12 protein-coding genes and 1 pseudogene are annotated in these 10,286 nt (G+C 66.3%); 9 read left to right on the forward strand and 4 right to left on the reverse strand.

From position 1 onward, the window contains the following. Positions 1 to 168: 168 nt before the first annotated feature. Positions 169 to 351 carry a hypothetical protein gene (locus tag AX702_RS20080; RefSeq protein ID WP_066782159.1) on the forward strand — a complete coding sequence of 61 codons (183 nt, stop codon included), beginning with the start codon at positions 169 to 171 and terminating at the stop codon, positions 349 to 351. 204 nt (positions 352 to 555) lie between these two features. On the opposite strand, the gene AX702_RS22255 is transcribed toward AX702_RS20080, so the two are convergent. Beyond that, positions 556 to 810, reverse strand: a complete 255-nt coding sequence (locus AX702_RS22255) for a hypothetical protein (protein WP_156455612.1) — start codon at positions 808 to 810, stop codon at positions 556 to 558. Between the two features lie 91 nt (positions 811 to 901). On the opposite strand from AX702_RS22255, the gene AX702_RS22260 reads away from it, so the two are divergent. Next, a complete protein-coding gene (locus AX702_RS22260; RefSeq protein WP_156455613.1) occupies positions 902 to 1,054 on the forward strand; it encodes a hypothetical protein in 153 nt (50 codons plus the stop codon). A 756-nt stretch (positions 1,055 to 1,810) separates the two neighbouring features. Here AX702_RS22260 and AX702_RS20085 read toward each other — a convergent pair. Then, positions 1,811 to 3,262 carry a M48 family metalloprotease gene (locus AX702_RS20085; protein ID WP_066782160.1) on the reverse strand — a complete coding sequence of 484 codons (1,452 nt, stop codon included), beginning with the start codon at positions 3,260 to 3,262 and terminating at the stop codon, positions 1,811 to 1,813. 257 nt (positions 3,263 to 3,519) lie between these two features. Here AX702_RS20085 and AX702_RS20090 point away from each other — a divergent pair, with 257 nt between their 5' ends. From AX702_RS20090 to AX702_RS20100, 3 genes are all read left to right on the forward strand, one after another. Continuing rightward, on the forward strand, positions 3,520 to 4,170 hold the full coding sequence (locus AX702_RS20090; RefSeq protein ID WP_156455614.1) for a hypothetical protein: 651 nt from the start codon (positions 3,520 to 3,522) through the stop codon (positions 4,168 to 4,170). A gap of 170 nt (positions 4,171 to 4,340) precedes the next feature. Next, entirely contained in the window at positions 4,341 to 4,649 is a 309-nt protein-coding gene (locus AX702_RS20095; RefSeq protein ID WP_066782161.1) for a hypothetical protein, read from the forward strand. Between the two features lie 57 nt (positions 4,650 to 4,706). Continuing rightward, entirely contained in the window at positions 4,707 to 5,558 is an 852-nt protein-coding gene (locus AX702_RS20100; RefSeq protein ID WP_331710430.1) for a hypothetical protein, read from the forward strand. A 105-nt stretch (positions 5,559 to 5,663) separates the two neighbouring features. Here the strand turns inward: AX702_RS20100 and AX702_RS20105 are convergent, their stop codons facing one another. Both AX702_RS20105 and AX702_RS20110 read right to left on the reverse strand, forming a co-directional pair. Further along, a complete protein-coding gene (locus tag AX702_RS20105) occupies positions 5,664 to 6,104 on the reverse strand; it encodes a hypothetical protein (RefSeq protein WP_066782163.1) in 441 nt (146 codons plus the stop codon). Further along, positions 6,101 to 6,463, reverse strand: a complete 363-nt coding sequence (locus AX702_RS20110; RefSeq protein ID WP_066782164.1) for a hypothetical protein — start codon at positions 6,461 to 6,463, stop codon at positions 6,101 to 6,103. The genes AX702_RS20105 and AX702_RS20110 overlap by 4 nt, the downstream gene beginning before the upstream one ends. Positions 6,464 to 6,971: 508 nt before the next feature. On the opposite strand from AX702_RS20110, the gene AX702_RS20115 reads away from it, so the two are divergent. The 4 genes and pseudogenes from AX702_RS20115 to AX702_RS20130 all read left to right on the forward strand — a co-directional run. Then, on the forward strand, positions 6,972 to 7,895 hold the full coding sequence (locus AX702_RS20115) for a TorF family putative porin (protein WP_082746397.1): 924 nt from the start codon (positions 6,972 to 6,974) through the stop codon (positions 7,893 to 7,895). Between the two features lie 123 nt (positions 7,896 to 8,018). Then, positions 8,019 to 8,108, forward strand: a complete 90-nt coding sequence (gene kdpF, locus AX702_RS20120; protein WP_066782165.1) for a K(+)-transporting ATPase subunit F — start codon at positions 8,019 to 8,021, stop codon at positions 8,106 to 8,108. 13 nt (positions 8,109 to 8,121) lie between these two features. Further along, a complete protein-coding gene (kdpA, locus tag AX702_RS20125; protein ID WP_066782166.1) occupies positions 8,122 to 9,825 on the forward strand; it encodes a potassium-transporting ATPase subunit KdpA in 1,704 nt (567 codons plus the stop codon). A gap of 15 nt (positions 9,826 to 9,840) precedes the next feature. Beyond that, positions 9,841 to 10,286 (forward strand): annotated as a pseudogene (locus AX702_RS20130) (potassium-transporting ATPase subunit B); the annotation flags it as partial.

Raw genomic sequence — 10,286 nt, forward strand, 5'->3', positions numbered from 1 at the left:
GATCTGTGAATCGTCCCGCCGCTGAACATTCCAACAACTGGTAGGCACTTCGCGCAGTTACTTGTGCGCGCTTTGTTAACCCTTGTGGATAGAGGGTTGCGAATCGGTTTGATTCCTGCCCAGATTGATTGGGGGAATACGGAAAACACGTATCTAAGGGGGAATGACATGGCCAAACGTTGGGAAGAGCTGGAAAAACGCGCCAGTGCCGCGCCGACTCTGAAGGAAGCGATGCACTGGCTGGAAGAGGCCAGCCGGGCACGCCGGACGGTCTCGATCGAGGGCTTTTGGCAGACGCCGTCGCCGTTCGACGGGATGGACCCTTGCGCGGGCTGGGGACAGCGGCGCTGACGATAACGCCGCACGATCTGATCTGTCCCAAATGGGGGCGGAATCTATTCGGTGACGATGATCCTACGGGCGGGCGCGACATCATCAAACGGGGCGTGAGCGCGCTTTCTTGTAATGTGGGGCGAACTGGACAATAGTCCGAAAGCGGCACCTTCTGCCGTTAGTTGAGCGCCCTGCTGTTCGAACTCCCTTCCGGCGGGGCGCTCACCTAGCGCAAATGCCGATGCCATAGCGATGCCGTTGCGATGCCGGGCTCGGGTTCAGGCTGAGACTGCGCCAATGGCGCGACCGACGCGGATACTGGCGTTCACTTTCACCTTCGGCTTTGACTGCGACCGTGTCGCCGGTTTGAACTTGCGCCAGATGATCGGCGGCAAGGCGGCGTCGACTGGACGACCTGTTGATATTGGTTAAGCAAATATGGCGTTCATCCGTACGTAGTTTGCTCTTCTTGAACATTCTGTCCCAAATTGGATAAGTGCTTGGCAGAGGGATGCTTATCGCCCGATCCGAATGCGTTACTGCGCGCGTTCGTTTTGGGGAGAAAAGGATGTCCATCTTCATAGCCGCCGGGATTGCCACGCCAATCTTCGCCGTATCGACGTTGCGGATCGTCAAGGCGCGGCGCTTGCGGCGCGAGCGCGATGCGCGGCGCGACCGGCGCGATGCGGAAGCACGGCGGCGGATGGGTCTGAAGGGGTAAGCAAGGCGCCGAACCCCTGGCGATCCGTGACGAACGGGGGAGCGGATGACCGACCAGGAGTGGATGCTTGCCGCAGTTCAGACAATGGTGCGCTTGCTTGTGCGCCTGATCGTCGCGGAGCGGGCGTAAAGGTCCTTGGCGTAGCGCTGACTGAAGTTGTTTTTGGGGGGCTGGGTCCGGCCACGCGGTTATGCCGGATCCTTTGGCGACGCTTAGGGCAGGCTTGTGCCGGCGTCCACCGGGCCGCAAACCTTCACACCATTGCGTTCGCGGGACCTTGGATCCCGGCGCGAGGCCGGGATGACGTGGCGTGTGAGGGGGGCGGGTGTCGCAGACGCCACATAAGACCTAGGTGGCGGGGCTTTGGGAAACGTTCGCAGCGGCTCGCGCAGGGCCGGGCCAGGTGGTTGCGGGTGCTGTCGCCAAGGTTCCGGCAAATGCGGATCTGCCGGCTGCGCTCCGCGATCGTTGAGGTCGGGGCCTGAGCCCACGCCGTCATGCCGGCCCGTTTGGCGAAGCTCAGGGCAGGCTTGTGCCGGCAGCCGTGGGGCGCAATCCTTCACATCGTTGCGTTCGCGGGACCTTGGATCCCGGCGCGAGGCCGGAATGACGTGGCGTTTGAGGGGGGCGACGGGTTCTCGCTTCGGTTTCGTCCAAGGTCGAGATGACGAAGGTTTTGCGGCTGTCGACGTGTTTGGCGGCCGCGGGGTCGCGCACAGCTGGTTGGCGGATCGTGTTGGTTGGCCCGCCCCGGCGTCACGGCTGGCCCGCATAGACCACGATCTTGGCCGGGCTGCCGGGGCGTAGCTGTCGCTGCTCCAGGCCGTTCAGGAGCGAGAAGAGTGCCGCCGGCGCCGGATCCGCGGTGCGGGCGGCGAGCGTGGCGGGGGTGTCGCCGGGCGTGACCGCAACCGTGCGGATCACGCGCGGGCGCAGTGTTGCCGCCTCCGCCGGGGAGAGCCGCCGGAAGGAAGCGAACAGGCTGGCGATCGCCTGCGCGCTGGCATCCGCGGGCGGCGAGGCGATGATGAAATGATAGGCCTGGCCATCGCCGCCATCATAGATCGCCATGGCGAGCGGCACGGCGCCGTCGCGCACCGCCAGGCGCACCTGCATGATGATCGTCGGCAGGCCGTTCACCAGCATTTGCGACACGTCCGTGATCTCCGCCGGCGCATCGCCCACGACATGCGCGGCCAGCGCCTGGGCGTAGCGCGCCAGCCCGCCGGGGGGCAAAGGGCTGCCGCCGAACTCGCCCGAAATGCCGTTCGGCCCGGTCAGGCGAATGGCGCGCGGGCTGTTCATCAGGGTGAAGCCGGGCGGCGCCTCGAAGGAGATGCGCATCAGGGGATGGGCGAAGCGGCTGCCGATCACGAAGCCCTGTTCGGGATCGTCGCCGAAGAGCAGCCCGTCGACCGCGGCGAAATAGGGCGCCTCCAGTTCGGGCAAGGCATCATCGGCCAGCCCGGTATCCCGTGCCGTTTCCTGCGCGCGCGCGATCCGCCGCTGCGTCAGCGGATGGCTGAGCGCCCATTCCGGCACGCTGCGCGCGTCATCCTCCCGCGCGCGCTGCGTCATGAAGCGTTCCTGCCGTTGCAGCGCGGCGAGCATGTCCGCCGCGGCGTGCACGTCATAGCCGGCGTCGCGAAGATAGCGGACGCTCAGATCGTCCGCCTCATATTCCTGCGAGCGGGAATAGCGCAGGCCGAAATATTGCGCGGCCTGGTTGGCAAGGCGGGTGAGCCGTTCCGATCCGGTGACGGCCACCGCGATGACGCCGAGCTGGCGCCAGATCGAGCGGCTTTCCTGCCGCTGCGCATGGCGGCCCATGATATGGCCAAGCTCATGCCCCAGCACCGAGGCAAGCTCCGCCTCGCTCGTCACCACCGCGACCAGCCCGCGCGTGACATAGATGTAGCAGCCGGGCACGGCAAAGGCGTTCACCACCGCGCTGTTGACCAGGGTGAAGGTGCATTGCTGCTGCAGACCGGCGGCGCTGGCGACACGCTCGCCGACCTGCTGGACGTAAAGCGCGACCGAGCCGCCATATTCGCCGCCGAACTCGCTGAGCAGCACGGGATGCTGCTCGGCCCCGATCGCGCGATCCTCCGGCGAAATGGCGCCGGCCGGATCGGGCGCGCCGGGGCCACAGCTTGCCAGCGCGGCGGCGAGGGGAAGCGCGGCCAGCGCGCGGAGCCGCCGCCTCACAGCCAACCGAGCAGATACAGCAGCAGCAGCGTGACCGCCGCCGACACCAGCAACGACCCCGCGCAGCCCAGCCGCCGCGAGAACAGAAAGAACATGCCAACTCCTGCGCATTCGCCCTCGCCAACTCGCAAGGCCGTCGATTGGTTCTCCTAACGTGTCGGCGGCGTGTGGGCGGTGTGTGCGGGGGCGGGGCATGCGGCGCGATGGTCAAGGCGCCGCGCGCCCGCTAGGCCGACGCCAGCCAATGCGCCGCGCCGATGCGCCACGGGAGACAGATGCTGATGGTGATGCCGCTACGATCCACCGCCACGGTCCTACGCCGCCGGAGCCGGGCCGGCGCCCTCGTTCTTGCCGCCACGGCCACATTGCCGGCGGTGGCGCCGGCCGCCGATTACGCCGCGCGCAATGTTGCCGGCTGGACGGTGGCGGTCAGCAAGGACGGGCAGGGCTGTTTCGTGACGCGCGAGTTCGACCGCAACGGCGGCACGACCGTGCTGCTGGGGCTGGACGTGGACGGATCCAACCATCTGTCGGTGCTGAACCCGAACTGGTCGATCAAGCCCAAGGAACAGCTGAAGCTCAGCTATCGCCTGTCGCGCGGCGGCTATGCCGATCATTTCGCGGTCGGCATCCGGTCCGAGGGGAAGCAGGGGTTCGTCTCTTCCTTCGAGGCGCAGTTCCCGACCTATTTCGCCGCATCGCGCGCGTTGCACGTGTCGCGCGGCGACGTGCCGGTGGCGCGGCTGGACCTGACCGGCAGCGGCGCGGCGGTGGCCGAATTGCGTCGCTGCGTGACGGCGCAGAAGGCGGGCGGAACGGCGGGACCAGGCAAGGGCGGCGAGCGCGGCGCAACGGGAGAGGCCATCCCCAAGGATCCGTTCGCCAAGGAGCCGCGGCCGGATCGATAAAGAAAAAACGCAATTCTGCCGCGAATCACGAAACCTTTTGAAGTTTCGGGAGTGTGGCGCGGTTTTGCTCAATTGACCGCAAAACAAGCACATCTGAACAGAATGAGGATTGTTGGAAATTCCGCCCTCAGCTTCGTTGTTGCGGCTAGTTAACGATCGAAAGACATGCAATGTACCTGTATGCGTCCAAAATTGCTCCGGCGGCACTTCTCCTGGTGGGCGCCGTTGGCGTCAGCGGCTGCGCCACCAAATCCTATGTGCGCGAGCAGATCGCGCCGGTGAGCCAGCGTGTCGACACGCTGGAGGCCCGTCTGCAGGAGACCGACGGCACCGCTAAGGCGGCCCTCGCCGAAGCGCAGGCGGCATCGGCCCAGCTGCAGACCAGCGGCCAGCGGCTCGATCAGCTCAACGGCCGCGTCGACGGCGTGGAGCAGCGGCTGCAGGCGCAGGAATCGCGCGGCAAGCGCCCGCGCAACTGATCGCCCGCGATCAACAAACAAGACACGGTCGCCCGCTCCATGCGAGTGGGCGACCGCATGTGTGAGCATAACCACCCGATGATCGCTGTTTTGCGGGCGCTGGCCGGGCTGTCGCTGATCCTTCCCGTGGCCGCGACCGCCCAGCCGCCGGAAACCGCCGCCGCCCGCGCGACCGGCGCCGGCAAGGCTTCCTCGACCAAGGCCAATCCTGCCAAGACCAGTGCCGCCAAGGCGAGCGCCAGCAAAAGCGGCGCGAAAAAGGCCGGTACCAAGAAGAAAGCCGCCGCCAAGAACAGCGCCAAGGCACCGGCGGAGGATAATCCCGCGCCCCCGATCGTGCAGACCGCCGAGACCGGCCGCGTGGCGCGCTGGGTAGCGGCGGAGGGCGACAACCAGAAGCTGCCTTATGCCATCATCGATAAGAACGACGCCTCGCTGTCGCTCTACACGGCGGGCGGCAAGCTGCTCGACAAGGTGCCCGTGCTGATCGGCATCGCGCCCGGCGACGATGCGACCGCGGGCGTCGGCAGCAAGAAGCTGTCGCAGATCGGCCCGGCCGAAAAGACCACGCCCGCCGGCCGCTATCTGGCGAAATTCGGCCTCGCCTTCGGACGCGAGCGGGTCCTGTGGGTGGACTATGCCACCTCCGTCGCCATTCACACGATCCCGGCCGACAGCAGCAAGAAGGAACGCCGGCGCGAGCGGATGCTGTCCGATACGCCGGACGACAATCGCATCACCTTCGGCTGCATCAACGTGCCCCGCGCCTTCTACGCCCGGCTGCTGCGCCCGCAGTTCCAGAAGAAGGGCGGCTATGTCTACGTGCTGCCCGACAGCAAGCCGATGGAAGAGGTCTTCCCCCGCCTGCGCGTCGACGCCCTGAAGGACACCCGCATCGCGGCACCTTAGGGGCGGGGCATGGCGATCCGATGGGCGTAACGGCGGGGGCGGTGGCACCCGTTGCGAGCCTCTGCGGCAGGCCGATCCGAACGCATCACGGACAGGCGTACCGCTTCAATGGTGTTGGCCGCGTGCTGCCTCGCCGTTGAATGCCTGTCGGATGGCGGCGTAGCGGAAGGCGGGGTCGCCGCTGGGATTGTCGAAGGTGATCGTCACCTTGCTCCATCCCAGCCCCTCGCGGACGTAGCGGACGATGCAGAACAGCGTCGGGCGATCGTCCCTGAAGGAGGAACGCATGATGCGAATGTCATCGGGCACGATGATATCCCGATCGCGCAGTTCCGCAGGGTTCAGGATGACGTTCGACACGAATTCATGCCGCAGGGCGAGCGGCTGATCCCATAGTTCCTGCAGCAACGCCTGAAACGCCGGGCGCGACGTAAACCGTTGAAGGACCAACAGTCCGTCGCGGATATTGTCCGTAATGTCGCCGGGAGTGCCGGCGGGTTCGGCGCTGGTGTCCGGCATGCGCACTGCCGGCAGCGGGGCGCTCACTGCAGCGGCTCCCAGCCATAGGAGACGCAGACAATCTCGCCGACGGAAACGCAGGTCGTGCCGCCACCGGCCAGGGAAAAGAAGGACGGTTCCGGATTCATCATCACGTCGCCCCGGATGAGATCATTGGGGTTTTCGAAATAGCGCGTCGCGATGCGCAGCCCGTCCGGAATGGCGACGCCCGCTTTCTTCAGCGCATCGACACTGGCGATCCGCTCGGCCGTTTCCAGCCGTGCTTCGGGCGGCGCAGCGGCGATCTCGGCCAAGATCTTGCGCAGTTCCGGGCTGGCGGCAATGACGGACAAGGCCTCGGCCTGCTGGTTCAGACGATTGGGATCATAATCCGGTGACTGTGCCATATATCCTCCGCAAGTTTCACGATCGGGCGAACTTCTTCGTTTAGATCGACGCACACGCCGCCTCGGCACCGCCGAGTGCATCGGCGATGGTTGTCTTTCAAAGATGGCGCAACGCAGACCTGCACATACGACAGGCAGGACAACTGATAGATAACGGTAGTAGCAGACCAGACAGTCTGGTCGGCAAACACATTCTCTTAGGGAGCCAATATGCGTTCAGCAGAAGATCTTCTTTCTGCTTCATGCGTGCCGTCCAACGGCGCATTTCGGAGTCGCTAACAACAACTCTCTTTATGCCTATACAATACCATTCACGCGAATACGCGTCCATAGCGTGATGTCGTTACGTAGATCCGTGGAGCGCAGGCGGCACGGCCCGGCGGAGCGCCAACTATACGCCAGCTATATGCGGTTGGCGGGAATCGATCTCGAATTGCTACGATCGAGCAGCCTAATCGCCCTGTCCTGAAGGCATCGCCACACGGCGATCGCCGGGAAGGGTGGAGCAATGAAGTTTCGTCACGCCGCACTGGTCGCGGCAGTTCTTTCGGGCGCGGCAGGGGGTGCGCAGGCGCAATCGTCCCAGGATCAGGCGGCGCAGGACCAAGCCGTGCAGGGCCAGTCGGGGCAGGAGCAGGCGGCGCAGGGCGGCGGGCCGGCGCAACCTTTGCCGATCACCGTCAGCGGCAGTGCGGGCATCGTCAGCGACTATCGCTTTCGCGGCGTGTCGCAATCGGATCGCCAGCTGGCGGTGCAGGGCGGGATCACCGTCAGCCATGCCAGCGGGCTCTATGCGGGCGTCTGGGCATCGAACCTTGCCGGATGGGGCACGTTCGGCGGCGCCAACATGGAGCTCGATCTCCTCGCCGGATACAAGGCGGCGCTGGGCGACACTGCCACGCTCGACGTGGGGCTGACCTGGTACATGTACCCGGGCGGGGCGGCGAAGACCGACTTTGCCGAGCCCTTCGCCAAGCTGACTGGCACCGCAGGGCCGGCGACGCTGACCGCCGGGGTCGCCTATGCGCCCCGGCAGCAGGCGCTGGGCCGCTGGTATCGCAGCGGCGCGGCGGCGGCGGCCGGCACCTACACGAACCCCGGCGCAAAGGACGACAATCTCTATCTGTGGGGTGACGCCGCGCTGGCCATCACCGGCACGCCGCTGACCGCCAAGGCGCATATCGGCCATAGCCGGGGGCAGGACGGCCTTGGCCCGAACGCCACCGCCGTATCACCGACCGGCGCCTATTGGGACTGGTCACTGGGGCTCGACACCAGCTGGCGCGGCCTGACGCTTGGCCTCGCCTATGTCGACACGGACATTTCGAACCGCGCCGCGGCCTATCTGCGGCCCGCCTTCAGCAAGGGGCAGGACGGCACCGGCAGCATCGCCGGCGGCACGATCGTCGCCGCGCTGACCGCCGCCTTCTGACTGGAGAACGACCCATGCAGGACCTGTTGCCGATCCTCGCCATCGCCGGGCTGCTCGCGGCGACGCTGGCCTATGCCCGGCTGTGCGACGCGGCCTGACCCATTCGGACATGAGGACGCGCCCATGACGCTCGATCTCTGGCTCGCCGCAATCACCGCGGCCGGGCTTCTCCTGTATCTCGTGGCGGTGCTGATCCGCCCCGAGCGCTTCTGAAAGGAGCGCTGCCATGACCATTTCGGGATGGGCCCTGATCCTGGGCTTTCTCGCCATCCTCCTGGCGCTCACCAAGCCGGTCGGCCTGTGGCTGTTCGCGCTGTACGAGGGGCGGCGCACGCCGCTGCACCTTGCGCTCGGCCCGGTGGAGCGCGGTTTCTATCGGCTGGCCGGGGTCGATCCGGCGGCCGAGCAAGGCTGGCGGCGCTATGCGCTGCACATGCTGCTGTTCAACACGGCGCTGACGCTGTTCACCTATGTCGTGCTGCGCGCGCAGGGCATGCTGCCGGGCAACCCGCAGAGACTGGCCGGCCTGTCGCCGCACCTCGCCTTCAACACCGCGATCAGCTTTGCCACCAACACCAACTGGCAAAGCTATGGCGGCGAGAGCACGATGTCGAACCTCAGCCAGATGCTGGGGCTGACGATCCACAATTTCCTGTCGGCGGCGACGGGCATCGCGCTCGCCTTTGCGCTGTTTCGCGGCTTCGCCCGGCGCAGCGCGGCGACGATCGGCAACTTCTGGGCCGATGTGACGCGCATCACCTTGTACCTGCTGCTGCCGCTCTGCATCGTCCTGACGATCTTCTACATCGCCAGCGGCGTGCCGCAGACGCTGGCCGGCGCGGTCGACGTGACCACGCTGGAGGGCGCGCGCCAGTCGATCCTGCTGGGCCCCGTCGCCAGCCAGGAAGCGATCAAGATGCTGGGCACCAATGGCGGTGGCTTCTTCAACGCCAATAGCGCGCATCCGTTCGAGAACCCGACCGCGCTGACCAACCTCGTCCAGATGCTGTCGATCTTCCTGATCGGTTTCGGCCTGACATGGACGTTCGGCCGGGCGGTGGGCAACACCCGGCAGGGCTGGGCGATCCTCGGCGCCATGGCGATCCTGTTCCTCGCGGGCGTCACCGTCACTTACTGGCAGGAGGCGGCGGGCAATCCGGTGCTGCACGGCCTGGACGTGGCCGGCGGCAACATGGAGGGGAAGGACGTACGCTTCGGCATCGCCGCCAGCGCGCTTTTCTCCGTCGTCACCACCGCCGCCTCGTGCGGCGCGGTGAACGCCATGCACGACAGCTTCACCGCGCTGGGCGGGATGATCCCGCTGTTCAACATCCAGCTGGGCGAAGTGGTGGTCGGCGGCGTGGGGGCCGGCATCTACGGCTTCCTGCTGTTCGCGATCCTGGCGGTGTTCGTCGCCGGGCTGATGGTCGGCCGCACGCCCGAATATGTCGGCAAGAAGATCGAGGCGCGCGAGGTGAAGCTGGCGGTGCTGGCCATCGCGGTGCTGCCGCTGGTGATCCTGGGCTTCACCGCCTTGTCATCGGTGCTGGAGGCAGGGCTTGCCGGGCCGCTCAACAAGGGGCCGCACGGCTTTTCGGAAATCCTTTACGCCTTCACCAGCGCGGTGGGGAACAACGGTTCGGCCTTTGCCGGGCTGACCGCCAACACGCCTTATTACAATGCGCTGCTGGGCATCGCCATGTGGCTGGGGCGGTTCTTCGTGATCGTGCCGATGCTGGCGATCGCCGGCAGCCTGGCGGCGAAGAAGCACACGCCGGAAAGCGCGGGATCCTTTCCCACCACCGGCGGCCTGTGGATCGGCCTGCTGGTCGGCATCGTCCTGATCCTGGGCGGCCTCACCTTCCTGCCGAGCCTCGCGCTCGGGCCCATCGCCGATCATCTCGCGATGATCCGCGGCCAATTGTTCTGATAAAGGGCGCGCCACATGGCACATAGCCAGACCAAGAGCCTGTTCACCGCCGAGCTTGTCCTGCCGGCGACCCGGGCATCGTTCGTGAAGCTCCACCCCCGCGCTTTGGTCCGCAACCCGGTGATGTTCGTCACCGCCGCGGCGGCCGCGCTGATGACGATCCTGCTGGTGATCGGGCAGGACGATCTGTCGACCGGCTTCAAGCTGCAACTCGTCATCTGGCTGTGGCTGACGGTGCTGTTCGGCACCTTCGCCGAGGCGCTGGCGGAAGGGCGGGGCAAGGCGCAGGCGGCCAGCCTGCGCGCGGCCAAGGCGGAGCTGACCGCCAAGCGCCTGAAGGGAGACGGGCTGAAGGGTGATGGGCGAACCTGCGACACGATCCCCGCCAGCCAGCTGAAGATCGGCGACGTGGTGCTGGTCGAGACCAACGACCTGATCCCGTCCGACGGCGAGGTGATCGC

The organism is Sphingomonas sp. CCH5-D11, from assembly GCF_001557395.1.
GTDB lineage: Bacteria > Pseudomonadota > Alphaproteobacteria > Sphingomonadales > Sphingomonadaceae > Sphingomonas.

Bases quoted from the DNA above. Each gene is read 5' to 3' on its own strand.
- AX702_RS20115 (WP_082746397.1), top strand. From the start codon at position 6,972: ATGAAGTTTCGTCACGCCGCACTGGTCGCGGCAGTTCTTTCGGGCGCG.
- AX702_RS20100 (WP_331710430.1), top strand. From the start codon at position 4,707: ATGTGTGAGCATAACCACCCGATGATCGCTGTTTTGCGGGCGCTGGCC.
- AX702_RS20110 (WP_066782164.1), bottom strand. From the start codon at position 6,463: ATGGCACAGTCACCGGATTATGATCCCAATCGTCTGAACCAGCAGGCC.
- AX702_RS20080 (WP_066782159.1), top strand. From the start codon at position 169: ATGGCCAAACGTTGGGAAGAGCTGGAAAAACGCGCCAGTGCCGCGCCG.
- AX702_RS20095 (WP_066782161.1), top strand. From the start codon at position 4,341: ATGTACCTGTATGCGTCCAAAATTGCTCCGGCGGCACTTCTCCTGGTG.
- AX702_RS22260 (WP_156455613.1), top strand. From the start codon at position 902: ATGTCCATCTTCATAGCCGCCGGGATTGCCACGCCAATCTTCGCCGTA.
- kdpF (WP_066782165.1), top strand. From the start codon at position 8,019: ATGACGCTCGATCTCTGGCTCGCCGCAATCACCGCGGCCGGGCTTCTC.
- AX702_RS22255 (WP_156455612.1), bottom strand. From the start codon at position 810: ATGTTCAAGAAGAGCAAACTACGTACGGATGAACGCCATATTTGCTTA.
- kdpA (WP_066782166.1), top strand. From the start codon at position 8,122: ATGACCATTTCGGGATGGGCCCTGATCCTGGGCTTTCTCGCCATCCTC.
- AX702_RS20090 (WP_156455614.1), top strand. From the start codon at position 3,520: ATGCGCCACGGGAGACAGATGCTGATGGTGATGCCGCTACGATCCACC.